Genomic DNA, 22288 nt, shown 5'->3' with positions numbered 1-22288 from the left:
CTCTTGGCGGCTGCCCGTCCCTCACCTGAATGGGCGAGGGACGCTCGGTCCGGCGGACCGATGCAGGATCGCGCTGTCCGCACCTCAAAGCCACCTAAGGCCAGAATCTGTGCGTTATGGGCAGCATAGGCCCGGGAGGAGGTTAATGCAAAGTCTCGTGCATTACCGCCTCTGCAACCGATGTCCCTGACCCCCGCCCCTCACACACCCTGCGCCGGTCGCGGACGCATCCCGCTCGCAGCTATTGGGATGGCCCAGACCGTCGAGAACGACGAGTATTCCCAGGTCAGAGCCGTATCCGATGTGGGATAGCTCACCTATCAAGATTTTGAAATTTAAACTAGATGTCGCCTACTGTCGCTTTTCGTCCCGCCACCCCGGGACACGAGCCCCGGGCCCACCACAAGAGGGCTTCGGGTCGACATAGGAGGAATGATCATGAATCACGCCTTCGGACGGCGCGTCGCCACCGCGGCCGCCGCTCTCGCCGCCACGGGCGCCGCCGTGTTCGCGATCAGCGGCACCGCGTCGGCGGCACCGATCAAGGACACGCACCCCACCACGGTCGTGTCCCGATCGACGGTCACGGTCGAGCACGGCTACAGGGCCGGTGGCCGACACGACGATGACCGATCCGGCGACCGCTACCGCGGCGACGACCGGCACCACGGCGATCTCGGGGGTCGCCGCTGGTACGGTCACCGCCACTGGAAGCACGACGGCATCCGGTACTTCGTCGACCACGGTCGGCTTTACCGCCTCAGCGGACACCGGCTGTACTACTGGCGCGACGGCGCGTGGCGGTTCGTGAGGCACCTGGACGGCCTCAACATCCGCGCCTACCGCTGATTCTCGACCCGACCAGGGGGGCTGCCCCGGACGCACGCCACGTGCGTCCGGAGCAGCCCACGGCGCCGGCACCACGTCCACCGGTGACGGGGACCGGAATCCGCACATCGCCCACTTCGGCGGTTTAACCTGTCAGGAGCGTCTCATCAGCGTCGGAGGGTGCGCAGTGGATCCGCTATCGGTATCGGCGCTCGTCACTCTCCTGTCGAAGATCTTCGACGGGACGACCGGCAAGGTCGGTGAGCAGCTCTGGGACAACCTGACCTCGGTCGTACGACGCGCGTTCGGCCGCCGCAGCACGTCCGTCGAGGCCGCCAAGCGCCTCGGGGAGCGCCCCGGCGACGCCGACTCGATCAGGGCCCTGGCCGAGGCCCTGATCGCCGACTCGGCCCGCGACCCGCAGGGAGCGGTTCAGGTCCGCCACTGGGTGGCCCGGGCCGAGCGCACGCTGGTCGACGACGACGCCTTCGGCGAAACCACCGTCGACGACGCCCGCCGCAACGTCGTCGGTACCCGCGACATCCACGGCGACATCACGTTCTGACCGGAACGTCCACCGGGACACGCTCGCCGCGCACAGAGCAAGGCCGCACCCGCGTCAACGAGTGGCCGTCGCCAAGTCGGCCTGGCTAGCCGATGACGCCTGGAACCGCCCCGTCGTCAAACCACGGATCCGAACGCCAGTTCTCGGTCCCCGGGCCCTGGAGCGATCCGCCGATCACCGGCGGTGTAAGTGTGGTCTGCCCGTCGGCGAACGGCGGGGACGCCGGCCTCGACGTCTCAGGCGTCGGTCGGCGCGGGGAGACCGGAGGAGATCCGCCCAGAAGCCGAACGGGAAGTCCGCCGAAGGGCAGGTCGTACGCCAGCGTCCGAGGACGCCGATGGTCGACCTGGCGGTACCGCTCGTTCAGTCGGTCGAAGGCGTCCGTCACGGCGTTGGCGCGGCCGCTGGGGAACAGCTTGAGGAGACCTTTCAGCTGGATCGGCGCAACGATCTCCTCGATCGCCTTCCCTGATTCCTCAGCGGTGGTCGAGAGCGAGCGGGCGAAACCCCCTAGGCTCCGCACGGTGCCCTCGATTCGCCACAAAGCCGTCTGTGCCGCCGCCGCGGCGGTGCCGCTCCATGATCTGCTCAGCTCGACCGCTACCCGGTAGATCTCCAAACCCAGCGAATCGAGGTGATCGGCCATACCGCGCGACATCATGCTGAGCGAATAATGCTCGGCCCATGCCGGGGTCCGCTGCAGTACGCGCAGGCGCTCTGCGATCTCTTCGACGTGGAGGAATGGGGGCTCGCTGCCGGGCAGCGCGACGGATGAGGTGAGAATTCCTCGCATATGTCGAGACGGCAGCGCGACATCCGAGCCGGGCAGTGGGAGGTCCGGAATGGTACTCTCCGCCGGATCGCCAGACCGAGGCACCCACCTTTCCGTACTTGTCACCTTTTGCCACTCATGCATCTCGCGGCCGCCCCATCCCTGGGCGAAGTCCCGGCCGAGTTCGGCGATCGCCGCCTCGATCACTCGCTCGTGATCACGATAGTTCGCGGCGTTCTCCTCAAGACGGCCCGCCGCAGTCGCCAGGTTTCCCGCCACCGCCATAAAGACCGCGGAAGCATGTTCTAGAGACTGTCGGTATGCGATCCAGAGGGCGGATGCCATACACCAATCGCCGAATGCGCGATTTCTCACATCGGGACGGTCGAAGGCGAAAGAAGCGGCTTGAACCGAAGCGAGAGCCCCCGGATCCGACGACCGAAGGTGGGCGACGAGGCCTGCCAACTCTCCGGCTCCAGCGATGAGACGGTTATAGTCCCATGTCGCCCCACTATGGCCCCCCACGCCCGGCCAATCAGGACGGTACGGCACATTGACCATCGATGCCCCTGCCAATCGCTCCGGGCACGCACCCTGCCGTCACCCGAAGGTGATGAGTCAACTCCTCCCCACCCCAAAAGGCCGACTTCTCCCCATTCACATGGATAAACTGCGTCACCGTGAGTAACGATAGCGTAGCTGAAGCCGAACTGCGCGCACGTATGGCTACACGTGAGGTCATCCACTTTTCGGACAGTCTTCCGGCCGAAAAGCGGACAATCCGTAATTCGATCCTCCGTGAGCTGCTCCTGGAACTCGATAAGAACAAGATCGATCCTCGCGGGATAGAGATCACCGGCGCGCGCCTAACCGGCGATCTCGATCTGGTCGACGTGACCCTGCCGGTCGGGCTTCATCTGATCCGCTGCGAACTGACCGGCTCGCTTTGCCTGCAGGGGGCCCAGCTCATCCGTCTCATCCTCCAGGGCTCCCGCATCCGCGACCTGAGAGCGGACGGTGTTCAGGTCCAGAAAGGGATCAACGCTCAGGACGTCCACTGCGAGGGGGCATTCCGGCTGATCGGCTCGACGATCGAAGGCCAGCTCAACCTGGCCGGGGCCACGATCATCGGAGACGGCCACTCCGGTCTGCTCGCCGATGGCATGCGGGTCGGCGGGGACGCTCTGCTCCGACAGGCGCCATCGGGGCGTCCCTTCGTCGCGCGGGGAGACAAGGACGGAGCGGTGCGTCTGCTGGCCGCCGAGATCGGTGGCAACCTGGACTGCGAGAGGGCCGTGTTCAACTCCGCCCAGGCAGCGGCGTTCGACGGCGAACGCGCCCGCGTAGGCGGCAACATCATCCTCCGGTCGATACGGTCCCGAGGCGACGTCATCCTCCAAAGGGCGTCGGTGCGCGGCCAGTTGAACTGCAAGAACGCCGAGATTGACGGCCTCGTCGCCGACGGACTTCAGACTGATGACGACGTCATCCTTTCCGGACTGCGCGCCGGCCGTGCCGGGCCGGACGCGACGGTGTCCCTGATCGGCGCGCGGGTCGGCGGGCATCTCGTCTGCGATGAGGGTGGGGTCGCGGGTCCCGGCCTGTCCCTGGACCTCAGATTCGTGTCGGTGGGGAAGGCGCTCAGCCTGCGACCCGACTTCTTCGCCGCGCGGAATGGGGGCACGGTCGTTTTGGACGGGCTGACCTATCCGGCCATCCCCTACGGGATGGAACGCGACGAATGGCTGGCCTTCCTCCGCCACCGGACCGAGGGGCATGCGGCCCAGCCGTACCAGCAACTCGCCGCCGCCTATCGATCGGCGGGGCGAGAGGACGACGCGCGGGTGGTTCTGATCGCGCAGCAGGACCACAGGTCGGCCGATCCTCGGCTGGCACGACGCACCCGGCTACGGTTGCGTCTGCTGAGGCTGACCCTGGGATACGGCTACCAGTCGTGGCGGGCGCTGATCGGTCTCCTGCTCAACCTCGCACTCGCGGTGGTCGTCGTGATCGGGGCCGCGAATTGGTCGACAGCCGTCCATACGCAGGCGACCGAGAACGGCCGGCCAGGGCCATGCCGCTTCGTCTACAAGATCGGCCTCGGCATCGACCTGGCCATCCCCCTCGTCAACACGAGCTCCCGACAGCACTGCGACCTGACGGCGACGAAGCCGAGCGAAGAATGGATCGTCGCCGTCTGCTGGGTGTTTCAAATCCTCGGATGGGCTCTCGCCACCCTCTTCGTCGCCGGGTACACCGGTCTGATCCGCAAGGGCTGAGGATCAGCGATACGCCAAGGCGCCAAGCGACGTTCCGGAACCGGCCTCGGCAAGCGGCGGCGCCGTCCACGTCCTCGTCGTGTGCGTAGCGGAGGGCCGGATCGACCAGTTGCACCGGGTGCAGGACGACGTGGCGGCCGAGCACCAGCGAGCCGACCTCGACCGCCGGTGGTCGAGACGGCCGGCGTGGTCAGCGCTTGACGCAGGTGTAGGCCCCGTACACCGAGCGGCTGAACTCGGCGCCGGCGATCTCGAAGCCGGCCCGGGTGAGCATCGGCTCGAGCAGCCAGCGGAACGTACTGTGCTCGGTCCGGATGTGCTCGGCGTAGTCCTCCCGGGTGTATCCCCGCGCCGGATCGTCGACCGCGCCGTCGAGCCACCGGCCGAAGACCTCGTCCGCCTCCGCGGGGGCGAAGTCGTAGATCAGGTCGCGCAGCAGGAGCACCCCGCCCGGCCGCAGCAGCCGGGCGACGCGGTCGAGCGCGACCGCCTTCCAGAAGTCGGGCAGCTGATGCAGGGCATGACGGGTGTACACCCCGTCGAGGAGCGGCCCTCGGTGCTCGTAGCTCAGGAACCCCGCCTGAACGCAGTCCAGGTTGCGCACCCCGGCCTCGGCGGCACGGTCCCTCAGGAACTCCACCATCGCCGGTGAGACGTCGACGGCGGTGACGTGGCCGAAGGTACGCGCGGCGGCGAGCGCGAACCGTCCCGTCCCGGCGCCGAGGTCGGCGATGGTCGAAGTGCGGTCGAGTCCGTGAGCGGTGAACACCGCCAGATCGCCGGTGGGGTCGGGATGGCCCTGTTTCCGGTCGAACCCGGCGACGAAGCGGGCGTCGAGGTGCTCAGGGCCGGCGTGCGCGGTCTCGTCGAGCGTCCATGGCCTGTCCACCCGTGGATTCTGCGCCGGGAGGCCGCCCGCGTCATCCGGTTTTACGGGTGCTCGGAGCGGTGCGCGGGATCCCGGAGTTCGGTGAACGGCTCGGCGAAGTGCGCCGTGCCCAGGGTGCCGGAGCGTTCGCGGATCCGCGTCAGCAGCGCGGCGCGGGTCGCCGCGGCGCGGTCGGCGTCCTCGTCGTACGCGTAGCGGATGGACGGGTCGACCAGCTGGACCGGGTGCAGGACGACGTCGCCGCCGAGCACCAGCGAGCCGACCTCGACCGACTGGTGTCCCGGCGTGTGACCGGGCGTGGGAACGACGGTGATCCCCGAGGCCATCTCCAGCAGGCCGTCGACGACCTGGAGGGAGTCGCCCAACGGGCGTACGACCTGCTCCAGCACCGGCCCGCGAACCCAGTCCAGCTCGTCGCGCTGGAGGAGGTGGCGTGCGTTGGGGAAGGCGGGGACGCCGTCCACGACGGCTCCTCCGGCGTGGTCGCTGTGCAGGTGGGTCAGCACGACCACGTCGACGTCCTCCGGCCGGAGCCCGGCCGCCGCGACCTCCGCCATCAGCCGGCCGGGCACGGGCGCCCACGCGGCCGCCGGACCCTCCGTCCCGCCGATCCCGGTGTCGACCAGGATCGTCCGGTCCGCGGGGTCCCGTAGCAGGTAACAGTGGAAGTGCAGCACCCAGTCCGCGGCGTTCACCGCCGCCCAGTGCTCGGCCGTCGCCCCGAGGAAGGTCTCGTCGAGCGGTCTGCGCAGGGCGGGACCCATGGGGCCCACCGCGTCGCACAGCGGGGTCACCTCGACGCCGGCGAACACCTTCGGCGGATGGGGCATCAGCGGGCTCCTGGGCGAGGCGGACACGTCACCCAACGCACGATAACGACCGCGTTAGGGAATCTCTCAGCTAGGTCGAAGGCGGGCTCCAGGAAGCTCGGCCATCATCGCGCCCCATGCGAACTCTCCACGGCGGAGCGATACTGGCGTCGGCGGCCACGCTGCTGCTCTGCGCCGCCTGCGGGTCCTCCGGCGGCAAGACGGCGGCGGCCGCCCCTTCCGGGTCGGCCGGGTCCGGCCGGAACGGCTTCGCGGCGTACGCCGCCTGCCTGCGCAGTCACGGGGTGAACATCCCGACGGCACGTCCCAGCGGCCGGCCGTCCGGTGAGGCCGGACAGCGCGGCCGCGGGTTCGGCGGTTTCGGCCAGGTGCCCCAGGCGGCGCGGGATGCATGTCAGTCGCTCGCCCCGCAGGGGCAGCGCCAGGGGATGCAGCAGATCCAGGCGTTCCGCAGCTGCCTGGGCGACCACGGCGTGACGCTGCCGACCCAGACGCCCGGGGCCATGCGCTCGCCCGGCGCGGGCCGTACACCGGGGGCGCGGCGAACCCCGGGCATGGGCTTCCTCGGCGGGCTCAAGACCTCCGACCCGAAGGTCGCCAAGGCGTTGAAGATCTGCCAGCCGCTGTTGCCGACCTTCTCCCCACGGCCGTCGGCGAACTGAACCGGGCGGCGGGCGGCGACTGCGCCAAGCCCCCGGTCCGCCCGGGCTGGGGGTGTCCGGTGGATCTTCGTCCGGCTGCGCGGCGTCCGCTCGCTACGAACAAGACCCACCGGACACCCCCGAGGGACGTGCCTGACAAAACCGCTGTCCGGCCGCGCGGCGCCCGCTACGAACGGGATCTGTCAGACACGCCCTTGGCGCAGTCGCCCTCTCAGCGGCTCTGGGTCACCGCGGTGGCGGTCACGCTGCCGTCCTGGCCGGGCGTGCCCTGGACGACGATGGGCGCGCCGGACTTGAGGTCGGTGAGCTTCGCGCTCTTGGTCACGGAGACCTTGGTGGAACCGGTCGTCTTCACGCGCACGATCCCGTTCGCCGTCTGGACGTAGATGACGTCGCCGTCGACGAGCTTGACCGTGCCGGTCGTGCCCGCGCCGCCGGCGGCGGCACCGCTGCCCGGGCCGCCCGCGCCGGGGGCGGCACCGGGCGCCGCGGCGCCGTTCTGCTGCCCGCCCTGGCCCGTACCTCCCTGTCCGAAGCCGCCCTGGCCGAACGCGCCGCGCTGGCCCGTTCCCCCGCCGAAGCCGGGGTAGCCGCCCGTGCCCTGGCCGGCTCCACGCGCGAACTGGGCGAACCCTGTGGGCGACTGCTTCGTGCCCCAGTGCTTGTCCGCCTGCACTCCACCGACGAAACCGGCGACGAGCAGGACTCCGGCCGCGAGGAGGACGGTGGCCGAGGGGATCCGGCGGGCCTGCCGCGGCTCGGCGGCCGCGAGTTCCTCGGCCAGGTCTCCGTCGAACGGCGAGGTGCGCAGCAGCTGTTCCGGCGGCACGTCGTCGAGCGGTGCGTCACTGCCCTTGCGCCGTGTACCAGGCATGGTTATTCCCTATTCGCTATTCGTGACGGAGTGCTTCGATGGGCCGGAGCTTGGCCGCCCGGTTGGCCGGGTAGCTGCCGAAGAACAGGCCGATCGCGACCGATACGCCGAGCGCCAGCGCGATCGAGCTGGGCACGATCACCGGCTGGACCCCGACGACCTTGAACTGGCTGCCGATCACGCCCGCGGCGACCCCGAGCAGCCCACCCAGGAGGCTCAGCACGGTCGCCTCGACGAGGAACTGGCCGAGGATGGCGCCGCGCGGCGCCCCGATGGCCTTGCGGATGCCGATCTCGCGGGTCCGCTCGGTGACGGTGACGAGCATGATGTTGGTGATGCCGATGCCGCCGACGAGCAGGCTGATGGCGGCGACCGCGCCGAGCAGCACGGTGAACGTCCGGCTGCTGCTGCTGATCGCCGACTGCAGGCTCGCCTGGTTCAGGATCTGGAAGTCGGCGGTGTTGGAACCGGAGATGTCGTGCCGCTGGTTCAGGATGTCGGTGACCTCGGCCTGCGCGGTGTCCACCGCCTTGGGCGTCTTGGCCTGGACGACGATCTGGTTCAGCGCCCCGTAGCCGGTCAGGCTCTGCTGAACGACCGGCAGCGGCGCGATCGCGACGTCGTCGGCGTCCTGGAAGCCGGACGAGCCCTTCGTCTTCAGGACCCCGACGACCGTGAAGTTCACCCCGCTGACGGTGACCTGCCGGCCCACCGGGTCGACCGTGCCGAACAGGTCCTCGGCCACCGTGTTCCCGATGACCACGACCTTGCGGCCGTTCAGTACGTCGTCGTCGGTGAAGTACGTTCCCCGGGCCACCGGGTCGTTGGAGGCCTCGAAGTACGCCGGGTAGCTGCCGACGAACTGCTGGATCGCGTGGGCGGTCCCCTCGTACGTCGCGTTCACGGACGACGAGGTGACCACCGGCGAGACGCTCTTGACCGACGGGGCGTTCGCCGTGTCGGCCAGGGCGCGGGCGTCGTCGACGGTCAGGCTCTTGGCCTGCGCGCGCGGCCCGGTCTGCTGCGCCCGCCCGGCGGCGCCGGCTCCCCCGCCGAAGAGGCGGGCGAACCCCCCGCCGCCCCCGCCACCGCCACGGCCGCCCGCGGTGGACGGCATGACGGTCAGGGTGTTCGTGCCGAGCCGTTCGATGTTCTTCTGCACCTGCTGGGACGAGCCGTTCCCGACCGCCACCAGCATGATCACGGCTCCGACGCCGATGAGGATGCCGAGGGTGGTCAGGCCGCTGCGCAGCTTGTTCGCGGCCAGTCCGCGCAGCGCGAACCGGAGTACTTCCAGTGTCATCGGAGGTCCGCCCCCGTCCCCGCCGGCCCGGGTGGCGGACCGGCCACGTGCGCCGTTCGCCGGTCCTCGACGATGCGCCCGTCGACCAGCCGGATCACCCGCTTGGCGCGGCGTGCGACGTCGTCCTCGTGGGTGATCAGCACGATGGTGCGGCCGTCGGCGTTGAGCCGGTCGAGCACGCCCAGCACGTCGGCGGTCGAGTGGGTGTCGAGGTTCCCGGTGGGCTCGTCGGCCAGCAGGAGCGCCGGGGTCGTCACCAGCGCGCGGGCGACGGCGACGCGCTGCTGCTGGCCGCCGGACAGCTCGTTCGGCTCGTGGCCGACGCGGTCGGCGAGGCCGACCTGCTCCAGGGCGGCGAGGGCCCGCTGCCTCCGTTCCGCGGCCTTCACGCCGCCGTACGCGAGCGGCAGCTCGACGTTGGCCAGGGCGCTCATCCGCGGGATCAGGTTGAAGGACTGGAACACGAACCCGATGCGCCGGTTGCGCAGGATCGCCAGCCGCCGGTCGTCGAGCGCGCCGACGTCCAGCCCGTCGAGGAGGTACCGGCCTCCGGTGGGCACGTCGAGGCAGCCCAGGATGTTCATCAGCGTCGACTTGCCCGAGCCCGACGCCCCCATGATCGCGACGTAGTCGCCCTCGTCGACGGTGAGCCGGACGCCGCGCAGCGCGTGCACCGCCGTGTCGCCCGCCCCGTACACCTTGGTCACGTCCTGGACGTCGAGGACGGTCACCCTCGGCCTCCAGCGCCGCCGCGGGCGCCGCCGATTCCGCTCCCGCCGCCCACGCCGGGGAAGCGGCCCGACGGGAATCCGCCGGTGCCCGTCGTCGCGGTGGACGCGATCACGACCTGGTCGCCGTCGTTGAGACCCGACGTGATCTCGGTGCCCTGGTCGCCCTGGACGCCGGCCTGCACGAGCCGGATCGTCTGTTTGCCGCCCTCGAGCACGGTCACCGTGCTGCGGCCGCCGGCGGTCCGGACGGCTGCGGTCGGGACGTACAGCACGTTCTCCACCCGCGCGGTGGTCACCCGGACGGTGGCGGTGGCGCCGATGCGGAGCCCGGCGGGCGGGGTGGTGAGCGAGACCGCCACGCCGTACTGCACGACGTTGTTCGACGTGGTCGCGGTCTGGTCGATCTGGGTGACCTTGCCCGCCGCCTGGGCGTTCTGGACGGCGTCGAAGGTCACGGTCGCCTGCTGGCCCTTCTTGAGCTTGGCGACGTCGGCCTCGGTGAAGTTCCCGGTGACCGCGAGCTTGGAGGTGTCGGCGATCGTCATGAATCCGCCGCCCGACCCGCTCGAGGACCCGGACGAGCCGCCGGAGCCGGAGGAGCCGCCCGAGCCGCCGCCCGCCGCGCCGCCGGCGCCCGAGGAACCGCCGGATCCGCTGGAGCCCGACGATCCGCTCGACCCGCTGGTCGATCCGCTGGAGGATCCGCCGGCCGTTCCGTTGACCGCGACGACGGTGCCGCTGAACGGCGCGGTGAGCTCGGTCCCGTCCAGGGCGCGCTTGGCGCTGTTGTAGGACGTCTTCGCCTGCATGTAGGACGAGTAGCCCGAGGCCGTCGACGTGTCACCGGCCTCGGCTGCGTCCAGGGCGGCTTGCGCGGCCTTGAGGTTGTCGCGGGCGTTCGCGTCGTCGACGGTGGCGAGCACCTGGCCCTTCTCGACCTTGTCGCCCACCTGCACGTTGATCTTGTCGACCGTGCCGCTCGTGGCGAACGACAGGTCGCGGGACTTGGCGCTCGTGACCGTACCGGAGGCCGACACCGAGGCGACGACGGTGCCACGGCTCGCCCGGACGATCCGGCCGGGGGACGACGCGCCCGCGTCGTCGTCCAGCGAGAGGTACGCGACCCCGGCGCCGCCGACGATCAACACGGCCAGCGCGCCGTTGAGCAGCACGCCCCGGCGATGGAGGAGGGATTTCACTCGCCACAGCGTCGTGGAGACTGCTTGGGTGAACCTGACCCGACCCTGAAAGCTTTCTGTGAGCCCGTACGGCCGTCGCGCCGGCGCCGAGGCCACGACCAGTGAGCTGCCGCGCCCGAAGAGCCCGCTTTCAGCGAACTTTGAGGATGGGCTCGGGTCCTTGTGACCTTCGTCCGCCAGGATCCGACGCGTGAACCGGCCGACCATGCGCGACCTTCGGAGACCACCGTGGCTGACCGCCGGAGCGGTGGTCATGCTGACGACCGGGGTGGTGGCCGTCGGCGACACCCCCGCGAGCGGCGCGGCGTACGCCGTGGTGCAGCGCGGGAACGTGACGGCGACGGCGGGCGCCGCGGGGAGCGTGCGGAGCGCGGACACCCGCGATCTCGTCTTCGGCACCTCGGGAACGGTGCAGGAGATCGACGTCGCGCCGGGCGCCCGCGTACGGGCCGGCCAGGTCCTCGCCCGTCTCGACGACACCCCGGCCCGGGAGCAGGTGGAGGTCGCCGACGCCGCGCTCGCGGCGGCGCAGAGCACCTACGCCGACGCGCTGAACGGCGTGTGCACGGGCTCCGGCAGCGCGGGAAGCGGGGGCAAGAGCGGGTCCGGGAGCACCTCCACGGCCGGCGGAACCGGGAGCGCCGGCGGAGCGACGGTGCAGACGGCCGGCTACCGGCGTCCTCGCCCGACGCGGACGCCCTCCGCGCCGCCCACCAGCGCCTCGCCGACCCCGACGCCCACGCCGACTCCGACGCCGACCTCGCCGACGCCCACCCCGACCCCAACGCCCACCCACACCCCGCGGCCGACCGGGAGTCCCAAGCCGACCGGGCATCCCCGGCCCAGTGGCCATCCCAAGCCGAGCGGTCACCCCAAACCGAGCGGTCACCCGAAGCCCGGCGGCCATGGCGCACACGGCGGCAAGTCCGGCTCGGGCGGTGGTCGTCCCGGCGGCGGTGCCGGCAAGGGAGGCGGCTGCCAGGCGGGCGCGGCCGAACAGGCCGCCGCGAAGGTCACCCAGGCCGAGGTGGACGTACGACAGGCCGAGCGCACACTGTCCGCGACCACTCTCAAGGCCCCCATGGCCGGCACCGTGCTGTCGATCACCGGAACGGCAGGCGCCCAGGTCGGCGCGAGCGCCAGCGGCTTCATCACGCTGGGCGACCTGCGCGACCTCCAGGTGCGGGCCCTGTTCTCGCTCGGTGACGTCGAACGGCTCAAGCTCGGCCAGCGGGCGACGATCGGGCTCGGCATGTCGACGAACGGACGGTACTCCGGCACCGTCACCGGCATCGATCCGGCGGCCACCACCAGTGGCAACCTGGCGCGGGTCGGCGTGAACGTCTCCCTCGACGACCCGCCGGCCGGCGTGCTGGTCGGCATGAGCGCGACCGTCGACGTCGTCACCGCGCAGGCCCAGAGCGTGCTGTACGTTCCCGCCGGCGCGATCCGAGCCGAGCCCGACGGCACGGCCACCGTGCTCGTACGGCACGACGGACGCACCATCACCCGGGCCGTACGGCTCGGGGTGCGGAGCGACCGGTACGTCGTGGTCACCGGCGGCCTGTCCCCCGGCGACCACGTGGTGATACCGGCCGGCACCGGCCCGGACGGTTTTCCGGACGGCGCCTTCCCCGGCGCCTGACGGCCTCCCGCCCGGCCCGCGTGCTCCGATCCGCCGGGCTTCGGCACCGACGAGATCGATCGCCGGTGACCGATGGACGGAGCACCGGGCCGGCCGTCCCCACCCGCGCCGGCACGGGATCGGCCCGGCCCTGTCGCCGGCGCCGGCACGTCAGTGTGCGCCGGCGTCCGGGCCGGGCACCCGGCCGACGATGTCGCGGAGGGGCAGGACGACCTCGTCGGGGCCGTGCCAGAGATCACGGGACACCGAGAGTTCACCGCGACGGCTGTCGCCGGGTGTCTGCCGCGTCCGCGAGTGATCGAGACTCCGGCGCGCGCCCAGTTCACAACGTCCGCCGCGTCCGCGAGTGATCGACGCCCCGGCCTGCGCACGGTTCACAACGTCCGCCACCACGGCGGACGGCTTTTTAGGGGCCGGCGGCCGTCGGAGCAGTCTCCGTGTAGGCCCCGTCGGCGGTTGCTCATCGAGCCGGCCTGCGGGGGGGCCGGGTCGTGGCGGGCGCCCGCCTGGCCGGGTCCGGACAGACCGCTCGCGATCTCATCCGCGTGAAACCGCGTGCGAACGCGCGCGGCCCGGCGAAGGCGGTCCCTGCCTGGGACGCTCTCCGCCGGTCCGGCCGGGGCCGACCCACCCGGCGCGGTCGTCGCACTCGTCTCCACCCTCGACCGAGCCGCCGCGCCTCCGCACGGACGGTCGAGACGACCTCGCCGGGGCCGGACGGACCGCGCTCGATCTCATCCGCGTGGAACCGCGTGCGGACGCACGCGGCCCGGCGAAGGCGGTCCCTGCGTGGGACGCTCTCCGCCGGGCCGTCCGGGCGGTTCCCCGCCCGGCGCGTCGTTCGGGTCAGCTGCCCGAGTTGGACGCGAGGGTCACGCTGACCGTGTGCTTGCTGCCGTTCCGGACGTAGGTCAGCGAGATCTTGTCGCCGGGCTGGTGTCCGCGGATCGCCGCGGACAGGGTCTGCGCGTCGGTAATGGCCTTGCCGTCGGCCTGGGTGACGACGTCGCCCTGCTGAAGGCCTGCCGATGCCGCCGGCGTCCCCTTCTGCACGCCCGCGATCAGGGCGCCCTGCTGGTCGCCGGCCGCGTCGGACAGCGAGACGCCGAGGTAGGCGTGCGTTGCCTTACCCGACTTGATGAGCTGGTCGGCGACCTGCCGGGCGGTGTCGATCGGGATCGCGAACCCGACGCCGATGTTGCCGTTGCTGCCGCCCGAGGTGGCGATCGCCGTGTTGATGCCGATGACCTGGCCCGAGGCGTTCACCAGCGGACCGCCGGAGTTGCCCGGGTTGATCGCCGCGTCGGTCTGGATCGCGTCGCCGATCGTCGCCGACGAGCTGTTCGACTGGCCCTGCTGCCGGCCCCCGAACCCGGGAGGCTGCTGCTGTTCGCTGTCGCCCTCGTTGAGGGTGCGGTGCAGCGCGCTGACGATGCCGGAGGTCACCGACCCCTCCAGGCCGAGCGGGCTGCCGATCGCCACCACCGAATCGCCGACCTGTAGCTGATCGCTGTTGCCGAGCGTCGCGGGCTTGAGCCCGGACACGCCGGCCGCCTTGATCACCGCGAGGTCCGTCGCCGGGTCCGTGCCGAGCACGGTGGCCGACGCCTTCTTGCCATCGCTGAAGTTCACCGAGATCTGGCCGCCTGCGGAGGCGTCGGCCACGACGTGGTTGTTGGTGAGGATCACGCCGTCGGAGCGCAGGATGACCCCGGATCCCTCGCCCTGGCCGGTCTCGGTGGTCACCGTGATGGACACGACGCTCGGCTGCACCGCCTGGGCGATCGCCGCGATCCCGGTGGCGCTCTTGTTGGAAGCCGGCTGGACGGCGGTCGGGCTCGCGAACACGGTGCGGCCATTGCCGATCAGCGCCGCGACGGCGCCACCGGCGATTCCCCCGGTGAGCACCAGGGCGAGCGCGACGCCACCGGCCGCAGCCCTCCGCCGCGCCGTCCACCAGCCGGACGGCTTGGCCTCCCCTTGCTGGTGGTACGCGTGCTGGCCCCCGTAGGGCGGTGTCTCACCGCCGGAGCCGTACGCGCCCGGGGACGGCCGCTCCCCCGGGGCCCCGTACGCCGCCGCCTCCTGCGGCGCCCCGTACGGCTGGTCGTCGCGGCCGTCGTGCGTCTGTGGTCCAGGCTGTGTTCCCTGAGGCCCGTACGCGGCCTCCTGTGGCGCTCCGTACGACTGGTCGTCGCGCGTCTGCGGTCCTGGCTGCGTTCCCCGCGGGCCGTACGACGGCGGCCCGCCCTGTGTCTCGTTCGCCGGCGATGCCGGGATCCCCGGTCCGGATTCCTCCCCGTACGGCGGCTGCTCGGCCGGTGGCCAGGAGCGGACGTCGTCGGGCTGTGCTTCGGATGTGGACGAGGAACCCGTCCGTGACTCCACGGATGGTGTCGTCCCGGCCTGCGATTCCTCGGGACGCTCGCCCGCGGGCCGGTCGTGGGTTTCCATTGCTTCGTCCCCCAAAGTCCGTACTTTGTCTGACACTTTGAGGATGACCGCCCGGGCTTGAGCGCTCCTGAGACGACCCTGAAAGTTCTCCCAATAAGGCCCTGATAAGAGCCGAAGGCCGGGGGCCCGGGAGGCCCGGGCGCACTCGGCGCCGCGCCGCGTCGTCATCGCAGGCGGCGACGTTCTCACATATGCCGGCGGCCCCCATCGCGACGACCTCGCATCGCCCAGCGGCCCCGCATCGCGGCGGCCTCGCGTTGTCGGCGGCCCGCAGATGCCTGCGGCCTCGGCTGGGGCGCGGAGGTCCCGCCCGTTACGCGCGGACCGCCTCGGCCGGGTCCGCGTCGATCGCGTCCGGGTCCAGCGGAAGGGTGACCAGGAAGGTGGCGCCGCTGCCAGGAGCCGTCTCCACCTCCACGACGCCACCGTGCGCGTGGACCAGTCCGGCGACGATCGCCAGCCCCAGGCCGGTGCCGCCCCGGCCCCGGGCGGGATCCGCGCGGTAGAACCGTTCGAACACGCGCTCCGCCGCCTCGGGCGGCATGCCCGGCCCCTGGTCGGCGACCTCGAGCACCGCCGCGGGAGCGTCGCCGAGCCGGCCGGAGCGCACGGTCACCTCGATCGGTGTGCCGGTCGGGGTGTGCTGCAGCGCGTTGCTCAGGAGGTTCCGGATGACCTGCCGCAGACGCAGCTCATCGCCGGTGACGATGAACGCCGAACCGCTGCGCACCGAGAGCGTGATCTCGCGGTCGCCGTCCAGGACGCGCGCGTCGTGGACGGCGTCGGCGGCCAGCGCGAGCAGGTCGACGGGACGCATGTCGAGGGGGCGCTGCTGGTCGAGGCGGGCCAGCATCAGCAGGTCGTCGACGAGCGCGCCCATCCGTACCGCCTCGTCCTCGACCCGTCCGATGAGCTTGTCCAGTTCGGCGCGGTCGACGTCGTCGCGCTGACGGTAGTACTCGGCGAATCCCCTGATCACGCTGAGCGGGGTGCGCAGCTCGTGGCTGGCGTCGGCGACGAAGCGGCGCATCCGCTCCTCGGACTCGCGTGCGGTGGCCTCGGACCGCGCCTGCGCGTGGAAGGCCGACTCGATCTGGGCGAGCATGCCGTTGAGCGCGTCGCCCAGGCGGCCGACCTCCGTACGCGGGTCGGCGTCGGGCACGCGACGCGACAGGTCGCCGGTCGCGATGGCGGCCGCCGTGTGCTCGATCTGCTGGAGGGAACGCAGGCTGGCGCCGACGATGGCGATCCCCAGGCCGGCGACGAGGACGAGGGCGACACTGCCGACGATCAGTTCGACCCCGACGAGTTTGCCCACCGTGTGCCCGAACTCGGTGAGATCGCTGCCCACCACGACGTAGCCGTCGCCGACCTGAACGACGTGCACCCGCCAGCGTCCGTCTCCGGTGGCCGCCCCGACGCTGACCGACCGATGACTGTGCTCGGTCAGCCACGCCGGGTCGTCCGGGATATCCGGGTTCGGCTTGATGACCCCCCAGGGCGTCACCGCGACGCTGTACTTGAGGATCTTGCCCTGGGCGTCGCGTAGCTGTACGACGTACTGGCCGCCTTGGCCGGGCAGAGGCTTGTCGGGCGATCGGAGCGCGTTGACCGCCCGCTTGGTCATGTCGCCGAGCTGTTCGTCGGTGCGGCTCAGCAGGTAGGAGCGCATCACCGAGACACTGGCCACGCCGACCACGATCAGGGCCAGGGCGACCAGCGTCAGAACGGCGGCGATGAGTTTGGTCCGCAGGGGGGTCCGGGCGGACAGGCGCCGTACCCAGGCGGCCATCAGCGCTCCGGCGGCAGGCGCAGCACGTAACCGACGCCGCGCAGCGTATGGATGAGGCGCGGGCCGAGCTTGTCGAGCTTGCGGCGCAGCACCGAGACGTAGGACTCGACGATGCCCGTGTCGCCGCGGAAGTCGTAGTCCCAGACGTGGTCGAGGATCTGCGCTTTGGACAGCACGCGATTGGCGTTGGTCATGAAGTAGCGCAGCAGCTTGAACTCGGTGGGCGACAGCTGGATGGGCTTGCCCGCCCGCCACACCTCGTGGCTCTCCTCGTCGAGTTCGAGGTCGGCGAAGCTCAGCCGGGGCGGGGGCTCGGCCGGGCCGCCCTGGGCACGGCGCAGCACGGCGCGGATGCGCGCGATGACCTCTTCCAGGCTGAACGGCTTGGTGACGTAGTCGTCCCCGCCCAGCGTCAGCCCGCGGATCTTGTCCTGGGTGGCGTCCCGCGCGGTCAGGAACAGCACGGGAATGTGCGCCCCGCCGCCGCGCAGCCGCCGGATCACGTCGAAGCCGTCCATGTCGGGCAGCATGACGTCCAGCACGATCAGGTCCGGCCGGCGCTGCAGGGCGACCTGGACGGCCTCGGTGCCGCCGGTCGCCGTCGCCACCTCGAAGCCCGCGTACCGCAGACTGCCGGACAGCAGCTCGAGGATGTTGGGTTCGTCTTCGACGACGAGGAGACGCGCTTCGCTCACCCCTCCATAGTGACCTGCGGAGTTGAGGACTACCTGAAGGGGCCCTGAGAGCCTCCTCGGGGGACGCCCCGGGACCCCTGGGGCCCTGCCGGGGAATGAAGTAGGTAGATGTACGTTACACATAACACTGTTTCAGGAGGGTACCGACGACCTCGACCAGAGGCGCGACTGCGGAGGGGGCCCCGCATTGGTGACGAAAGTTCCCCGGGTGTACACGGGGCCACCGCCGCTTCCGGCCGCCTCCCTCCGAACCCGTTCCCGCTGGTGGCGGGAGGTGCTCCTGCTCGTCGCCGTGTACCTGATGTACGACGGAGTGCGCATGCTGGTGGCCGCCGGCCACGGGCAGGCGTTCGCTGACGCGCATCACGTACTGGGCATCGAGCAGGCACTGCGCATCGCCCACGAGCGCACCGTCAACCACGCCGTCTCCGCCTGGCCGGTCCTCGGCGTCCTGATGTCGTACGCCTACGCGACCCTGCACTACCTCGTCACGCCGATCGTGCTCGTCTGGCTCTGGAAGAGGCGCCCGTGGCAGTACGCGCGGGCCCGTACGACCCTCGTCGTCGCCACCCTGCTCGGGCTCGTGGGGTTCTCGCTGTTCCCGACGGCCCCGCCGCGGATGCTGCCCGGCTTCGTCGACACGCTCGCGAAGTACCAGGAATGGGGCTGGTGGTCCGGGAACGCCAGCGCGCCGAAGGGCCTGGGCGGGATGACGAACGAGTTCGCCGCGATGCCCTCGCTCCACGTGGGCTGGGCAGCCTGGTGCGGCTGGCAGATCGCCCGCAACACCGTCCGCCGATGGCTCCAGGTCGTCGCGGTCGCCTACCCGATCTTCATGGTCGCCGTCGTGATCGGGACGGCCAACCACTACGTCGTCGACGCCGTCGCCGGGCTGGCCGTGATCGTCATCGGAGCCGGGATCGCCGGCCGGGTGGAGCGGCTCCGCGACCGCACGTCGTCGGCCGCGATCCCGGAGTATCCGCCGGACGCGGTCACCCGGTCCCTCACCTGACGCGGCCGCTCGGGGACACCCGACCCGCTCCGGACGCACCGGTCAGGCCGCCCTCGCCGCGCCGGTCGCCTGCCCGGCGGGCCGGTGTTCCGCGCCCGGTGGGAAGGCCTCCCGCATCCGGCGGGACGATCCCGCGCGCCCGTCGGAAGTCACCGCCACGCGCGCACGCCGGTCCGCCGACCGGGCACCCGCGGAAAGACCCCCGCACGCCCGGCGGGAAGGTCCTCCTTGCCGGGCGGGACGGTCACGCGTCGCGCTTGTCCTCCTTGGACTCGGCGCTGGACTCGGCGCTCTCCTTCTGCCGGCGCTCCCAGTCGGCCTGCCGGAGCTCTTCCTCGCTCGGGGCCTCGATCTTCCGGATCTGCTTGTTCATCGAACGGATCAGGAAGAAGAGCGTCAGGCCCAGTGCCGCGACGATGAAGAAGGCCACCACGCCAGGGGTGACCTGGTCTTCGTTGACGGCGAGAACCATCATGGCAGACACACCTTTTCCCGGACGCCGGCGAACAGGTCGTCCTCCGGCAGCTCCGTATCGACCAGCGAACGCGCCAAATGGTAGTCCTCGGTCGGCCATGCCTCGCGCTTGATGTCCGTCGGGCAGGCGAAGAAGGGGCCGTTCGGGTCGATCTGGGTGGCGTGGGCCAGCAGCGCCTGATCGCGCACCTCGAAGTAGTCGGCGCACGGCACCTGTGTGGTGATCTCCCACTGGAGCGGGCGGTCCTGCCAGCGCTTGAGCATCTCGGCGTACGGCGACTCGAGGCCCGCCTTGATCATCGCCTCGTGCTCGGCCTCGAACCGCTTCTGGTGGAAGGTCATGTGGTAGTAGAGCTTCAGCGGCTGCCATGGCTCACCGGCGCCGGGGTAACGGTCGGGGTCGCCGGCCGCCTCGAAGGCCTCCACCGAGATCTTGTGGCACATGATGTGGTCGGGGTGGGGGTAGCCGCCGTTGTCGTCATAGGTCAGCACGACGTGCGGCCGGAACTCCCGCATGGCCCGGACCAGCGGCTCGCTCGCCACCTCGAGCGACTGCAGGGCGAAGCAGCCCTCCGGCAGCGGCGGCAGCGGGTCGCCCTCGGGCAACCCTGAGTCGACGAAGCCCAGCCACTGCTGCTCGACGCCCAGGACCTCGCGCGCCTTGGCCATCTCCTCCATGCGCACCGCCGCGAGGTTGGCCTTGATCTCCGGCTTCTCCATCGCCGGGTTGAGGATGTCGCCGCGCTCACCCCCGGTGCAGGTGACCACCAGCACCTGGACCCCCTCGGTGGCGTAGCGCGCCATCGTGGCGGCGCCCTTGCTGGACTCGTCGTCCGGATGAGCATGGACGGCCATCAGGCGCAATGGCTCCGAACCGGTCGATACCTCGGACAACGTAGGCTCCCCGTCAGCGTAAGGTCGTATCGTCGCGTGCGCGGCCACCGGATCGCCGGAGGCCGCTCCCGCCGAGAAGGATTCTCCCGGAGAACACCGGACCCCCGCACGGAGATTCCCGCGCGCGGACACGGTAACGACCGCCACCGACATTCGAGGGAGGGATGCGGTGTTCGCCCTCGGCCCGACCACCGAGGCGGCCACGCCGCAACGCCGATGAGCACGAGCAGTATCGCCCGTAAGGGCAACAAGGTGGCCTACGCGGTCATCGGTGTGTTCGTGGCGATCTGCGCCGCTGGCTGGGCGATCATCGTGGGATACTCCGAGGGCAGGCCCGGGGTGACCCCGGAGGTGATCTCCTTCCAGCTGGCCGACCGGTCGGCGCGCGTGCACTACCAGATCAGCAAGCCGAAGGGCGAGAACGTACGCTGTGCGATCGTCGCGTACGGCACCGACCACGGCGAGCTCGGCCGGACCGAGATCACCGTCCCGGCGGGGACCGGCAGCGTCGAGAGGCACCAGGAGCTGCCGACTTCCGCACGCGCCACATCCGTGACCGTCACGGACTGCCGAGCAGGTTAAAAAGGGTTCCCCGCCGGGGAACAAACATGAACGTCATAACGGCATAAAGCTCTCGTCCGTCGGCTACTTCACGTTCAAATGCCGGTAGCCTAGAGAGTTCAACGGCCGCACTTCATGTGGATGAGGAGTACCCGTGACCGAGACCCGCAATGAGAACGTCACCTGGCTGACCCAGGAGGCGTACGACCGGCTCAAGGCTGAGCTGGACTACCTCACGGGCGAGGGCCGGATCGCGATCGCGCAGAAGATCGAGGCCGCTCGTGACGAAGGGGATCTGCGGGAGAACGGCGGATACCACGCGGCCAAGGAGGAGCAGGGCAAGCAGGAGGGCCGCGTCCTCCAGCTGCAGCAGATCCTGCAGAACGCCCGCGTGGGTGAGGCACCCCGTACCGAAGGCGTGGTCGGGCCCGGCATGACCGTGACCGTGCAGTTCGTCGGTGACGACGAGGAGGTCACGTTCCTGCTGGCCTCTCGTGAGGAGAGCGGCGCCCCGATCGACGTCTACTCCCCCAAGTCTCCGCTCGGCGCCGCGATCAACGGCAAGAAGGTCGGCGAGAAGGCCAAGTACACGCTGCCGAACGGCCGCAGCATGCAGGTCGAGATCCTCGACGCCACGCCGTACGTCGGCGGCTGAGCCGGGACGGGGCGGGCCGTCATGCTCGGCGACCTCCGGTCGCCTTCGCCACGGCCCGCAATATCTTTCGGGGGGCGACCCCCCGAACCCCCCGACGAGGCGGGCCGTGCTGCTCAGTGATCTTCGCTCCGGTCGCCTTCACCACGGCACGCTACGCCTTTCGCGGGGACGGCCCCGAGGCCTCGTGGCACGCGGGCCATTGTGCCCTGTGGCCTTCACCACGGCCCGGCACCCCACCGCCGTGTGGGACGTCGTGTTCAGTGACGGTCCTTCGCCACGGCGCGCTACGTGTTTCGGGGCTCCGCTCGAGTCCTCAGCCGCGTACATGGTCACCGACCGGGTTTCCGGCCGTCCCGTCGAGAACGGGTCGAACGAAGTCCGAGGCGGTCGGATGGTCATGCCCGTCATCGCCCGTGCGTCCGTGACGTGCGGGCGATGACGCTCGCGTCAGGTCGGACGGCACGCTAAGGGCCGGGCATCGAACGAGACGACGCGGCTCCGGGGGCCGGACGGTGACCGGCAGGGGTGGGCGTCGGCCGGAGGCCGGACGGCGGCTCACCTGAGTGGAGCGTCGGTCTCAGGGGCGGACGGCCGCCCGTACGAGAGGCAGCGTCCGCTGGCGTACCGGAGTGGCCAGCGCGATGACGGTCGACGTCCGCTGGACGCCCTCCACATCGACGATCTGGTCGATGACGCGCTGGAGGTCCTGGTTGCTCCGCCCCACGATGCGGCACAGCATGTCGCCCCCGCCGGTGATCGTGTGCACCTCGATCACCTCGGGGATCGCCGCCAGCCGGTCGGCGACGGGGTCGTGACCACCGGCCTGCCGGATCTCCAGGGTGACGAACGCGGCGACCTGGTAGCCCAACGCCGCGGGATCCACGTCCGGTCCGAACCCGCGGATGACTCCGCGCTCCTGGAGCCGGTCCAGCCTCGCCTGCACGGTGCCGCGTGCCACGCCGAGCCGGCGTGAGCACTCCAGCACACCGATGCGCGGCTCCTCCGTGAGCAGCCCGATCAGCCGTGCGTCCAGGTCATCGATCATGTCGCCCTCTCGGCCGCCTGAGCAGGGTGCACAGATATGCCGCTAGCTCCGTGCTTCAACTGTACAGGTTGCGCAGTGAATTCGACTGCTCTTGCGCACTATGTAGCCGACGATCGACATTGTGGGGGA

Annotated in this window: 21 protein-coding genes; 8 read left to right on the top strand and 13 right to left on the bottom strand. The window is 70.8% G+C overall.

The annotated features are described in order from the left end of the window. Window positions 1-438 precede the first annotated feature (438 nt). On the top strand, window positions 439-849 hold the full coding sequence (locus ABEA24_RS29435) for a hypothetical protein (RefSeq protein WP_345434410.1): 411 nt from the start codon (window positions 439-441) through the stop codon (window positions 847-849). Between the two features lie 166 nt (window positions 850-1015). Further along, a complete protein-coding gene (locus ABEA24_RS29430; protein ID WP_345434409.1) occupies window positions 1016-1393 on the top strand; it encodes a hypothetical protein in 378 nt (125 codons plus the stop codon). Window positions 1394-1478: 85 nt separating this feature from the next. On the opposite strand, the gene ABEA24_RS29425 is transcribed toward ABEA24_RS29430, so the two are convergent. After that, on the bottom strand, window positions 1479-2510 hold the full coding sequence (locus tag ABEA24_RS29425) for a hypothetical protein (protein WP_345434408.1): 1032 nt from the start codon (window positions 2508-2510) through the stop codon (window positions 1479-1481). A 377-nt stretch (window positions 2511-2887) separates the two neighbouring features. On the opposite strand from ABEA24_RS29425, the gene ABEA24_RS29420 reads away from it, so the two are divergent. Continuing rightward, window positions 2888-4444 carry a hypothetical protein gene (locus ABEA24_RS29420; RefSeq protein WP_345434407.1) on the top strand — a complete coding sequence of 519 codons (1557 nt, stop codon included), beginning with the start codon at window positions 2888-2890 and terminating at the stop codon, window positions 4442-4444. A 190-nt stretch (window positions 4445-4634) separates the two neighbouring features. On the opposite strand, the gene ABEA24_RS29415 is transcribed toward ABEA24_RS29420, so the two are convergent. Then, complete coding sequence (locus tag ABEA24_RS29415) at window positions 4635-5333, bottom strand: class I SAM-dependent methyltransferase (RefSeq protein ID WP_345434406.1); 699 nt, start codon at window positions 5331-5333, stop codon at window positions 4635-4637. Window positions 5334-5374: 41 nt separating this feature from the next. After that, entirely contained in the window at window positions 5375-6163 is a 789-nt protein-coding gene (locus ABEA24_RS29410) for an MBL fold metallo-hydrolase (protein ID WP_345434405.1), read from the bottom strand. Window positions 6164-6279: 116 nt separating this feature from the next. Here ABEA24_RS29410 and ABEA24_RS29405 point away from each other — a divergent pair, with 116 nt between their 5' ends. Next, a complete protein-coding gene (locus tag ABEA24_RS29405; RefSeq protein WP_345434404.1) occupies window positions 6280-6825 on the top strand; it encodes a hypothetical protein in 546 nt (181 codons plus the stop codon). A 211-nt stretch (window positions 6826-7036) separates the two neighbouring features. On the opposite strand, the gene ABEA24_RS29400 is transcribed toward ABEA24_RS29405, so the two are convergent. The 4 genes from ABEA24_RS29400 to ABEA24_RS29385 are packed head-to-tail and all read right to left on the bottom strand — an operon-like array spanning window position 7037 to window position 10932. After that, on the bottom strand, window positions 7037-7699 hold the full coding sequence (locus tag ABEA24_RS29400) for a hypothetical protein (protein WP_345434403.1): 663 nt from the start codon (window positions 7697-7699) through the stop codon (window positions 7037-7039). A 16-nt stretch (window positions 7700-7715) separates the two neighbouring features. Further along, window positions 7716-9002 (bottom strand): ABC transporter permease, encoded by a 1287-nt coding sequence (locus tag ABEA24_RS29395; RefSeq protein WP_345434402.1) that lies wholly within the window; start codon window positions 9000-9002, stop codon window positions 7716-7718. Beyond that, complete coding sequence (locus tag ABEA24_RS29390; RefSeq protein WP_345434401.1) at window positions 8999-9733, bottom strand: ABC transporter ATP-binding protein; 735 nt, start codon at window positions 9731-9733, stop codon at window positions 8999-9001. Before ABEA24_RS29390 ends, ABEA24_RS29395 begins: the two co-directional genes overlap by 4 nt. After that, the gene (locus ABEA24_RS29385) at window positions 9730-10932 is read right to left on the bottom strand and encodes an efflux RND transporter periplasmic adaptor subunit (protein ID WP_345434400.1); all 1203 of its coding nucleotides are present in this window, start codon (window positions 10930-10932) and stop codon (window positions 9730-9732) included. Before ABEA24_RS29385 ends, ABEA24_RS29390 begins: the two co-directional genes overlap by 4 nt. Window positions 10933-11122: 190 nt before the next feature. Between ABEA24_RS29385 and ABEA24_RS29380 the strand changes: the two genes are divergently transcribed. Beyond that, entirely contained in the window at window positions 11123-12577 is a 1455-nt protein-coding gene (locus ABEA24_RS29380) for an efflux RND transporter periplasmic adaptor subunit (protein ID WP_345434399.1), read from the top strand. Between the two features lie 846 nt (window positions 12578-13423). On the opposite strand, the gene ABEA24_RS29375 is transcribed toward ABEA24_RS29380, so the two are convergent. From ABEA24_RS29375 to ABEA24_RS29365, 3 genes are all read right to left on the bottom strand, one after another. Further along, window positions 13424-14965, bottom strand: a complete 1542-nt coding sequence (locus ABEA24_RS29375) for a S1C family serine protease (RefSeq protein ID WP_345434398.1) — start codon at window positions 14963-14965, stop codon at window positions 13424-13426. 379 nt (window positions 14966-15344) lie between these two features. Further along, entirely contained in the window at window positions 15345-16823 is a 1479-nt protein-coding gene (locus ABEA24_RS29370; RefSeq protein WP_345434397.1) for a sensor histidine kinase, read from the bottom strand. After that, window positions 16823-17518 carry a response regulator transcription factor gene (locus ABEA24_RS29365; protein ID WP_345434396.1) on the bottom strand — a complete coding sequence of 232 codons (696 nt, stop codon included), beginning with the start codon at window positions 17516-17518 and terminating at the stop codon, window positions 16823-16825. The genes ABEA24_RS29370 and ABEA24_RS29365 overlap by 1 nt, the downstream gene beginning before the upstream one ends. 190 nt (window positions 17519-17708) lie before the next feature. Between ABEA24_RS29365 and ABEA24_RS29360 the strand changes: the two genes are divergently transcribed. After that, window positions 17709-18530: a phosphatase PAP2 family protein gene (locus ABEA24_RS29360; protein ID WP_345434395.1), complete on the top strand. Its 822-nt coding sequence runs from the start codon at window positions 17709-17711 to the stop codon at window positions 18528-18530. A 244-nt stretch (window positions 18531-18774) separates the two neighbouring features. Here ABEA24_RS29360 and ABEA24_RS29355 read toward each other — a convergent pair whose 3' ends face one another. After that, window positions 18775-19005: a hypothetical protein gene (locus ABEA24_RS29355; RefSeq protein ID WP_345434394.1), complete on the bottom strand. Its 231-nt coding sequence runs from the start codon at window positions 19003-19005 to the stop codon at window positions 18775-18777. Beyond that, window positions 19002-19859, bottom strand: coding sequence for a mycothiol conjugate amidase Mca (gene mca, locus ABEA24_RS29350; protein ID WP_345434805.1), 858 nt, complete (start codon window positions 19857-19859; stop codon window positions 19002-19004). Before mca ends, ABEA24_RS29355 begins: the two co-directional genes overlap by 4 nt. A 255-nt stretch (window positions 19860-20114) precedes the next feature. On the opposite strand from mca, the gene ABEA24_RS29345 reads away from it, so the two are divergent. After that, a complete protein-coding gene (locus tag ABEA24_RS29345) occupies window positions 20115-20480 on the top strand; it encodes a DUF4307 domain-containing protein (RefSeq protein ID WP_345434393.1) in 366 nt (121 codons plus the stop codon). A gap of 133 nt (window positions 20481-20613) precedes the next feature. Then, window positions 20614-21114: a transcription elongation factor GreA gene (gene greA / locus ABEA24_RS29340; RefSeq protein ID WP_345434392.1), complete on the top strand. Its 501-nt coding sequence runs from the start codon at window positions 20614-20616 to the stop codon at window positions 21112-21114. A 577-nt stretch (window positions 21115-21691) separates the two neighbouring features. On the opposite strand, the gene ABEA24_RS29335 is transcribed toward greA, so the two are convergent. Beyond that, window positions 21692-22159 carry an Lrp/AsnC family transcriptional regulator gene (locus tag ABEA24_RS29335; protein ID WP_345434391.1) on the bottom strand — a complete coding sequence of 156 codons (468 nt, stop codon included), beginning with the start codon at window positions 22157-22159 and terminating at the stop codon, window positions 21692-21694. Window positions 22160-22288: the final 129 nt, after the last annotated feature.

Origin of the sequence: Actinoallomurus vinaceus (genome assembly GCF_039542055.1) — a bacterium.
Lineage (GTDB): Bacteria > Actinomycetota > Actinomycetes > Streptosporangiales > Streptosporangiaceae > Actinoallomurus > Actinoallomurus vinaceus.
This window is presented reverse-complemented; position numbering and strand designations above follow the sequence as displayed.

What these genes read in the sequence shown, in the direction of transcription:
- ABEA24_RS29435 (WP_345434410.1), top strand. Translation starts at nt 439, where the DNA reads ATGAATCACGCCTTCGGACGGCGCGTCGCCACCGCGGCCGCCGCTCTC.
- ABEA24_RS29425 (WP_345434408.1), bottom strand. Translation starts at nt 2,510, where the DNA reads ATGGCATCCGCCCTCTGGATCGCATACCGACAGTCTCTAGAACATGCT.
- ABEA24_RS29420 (WP_345434407.1), top strand. Translation starts at nt 2,888, where the DNA reads ATGGCTACACGTGAGGTCATCCACTTTTCGGACAGTCTTCCGGCCGAA.
- ABEA24_RS29410 (WP_345434405.1), bottom strand. Translation starts at nt 6,163, where the DNA reads ATGCCCCATCCGCCGAAGGTGTTCGCCGGCGTCGAGGTGACCCCGCTG.
- ABEA24_RS29405 (WP_345434404.1), top strand. Translation starts at nt 6,280, where the DNA reads ATGCGAACTCTCCACGGCGGAGCGATACTGGCGTCGGCGGCCACGCTG.
- ABEA24_RS29400 (WP_345434403.1), bottom strand. Translation starts at nt 7,699, where the DNA reads ATGCCTGGTACACGGCGCAAGGGCAGTGACGCACCGCTCGACGACGTG.
- ABEA24_RS29395 (WP_345434402.1), bottom strand. Translation starts at nt 9,002, where the DNA reads ATGACACTGGAAGTACTCCGGTTCGCGCTGCGCGGACTGGCCGCGAAC.
- ABEA24_RS29370 (WP_345434397.1), bottom strand. Translation starts at nt 16,823, where the DNA reads ATGGCCGCCTGGGTACGGCGCCTGTCCGCCCGGACCCCCCTGCGGACC.
- ABEA24_RS29355 (WP_345434394.1), bottom strand. Translation starts at nt 19,005, where the DNA reads ATGATGGTTCTCGCCGTCAACGAAGACCAGGTCACCCCTGGCGTGGTG.
- mca (WP_345434805.1), bottom strand. Translation starts at nt 19,859, where the DNA reads ATGGCCGTCCATGCTCATCCGGACGACGAGTCCAGCAAGGGCGCCGCC.
- ABEA24_RS29345 (WP_345434393.1), top strand. Translation starts at nt 20,115, where the DNA reads ATGAGCACGAGCAGTATCGCCCGTAAGGGCAACAAGGTGGCCTACGCG.
- ABEA24_RS29335 (WP_345434391.1), bottom strand. Translation starts at nt 22,159, where the DNA reads ATGATCGATGACCTGGACGCACGGCTGATCGGGCTGCTCACGGAGGAG.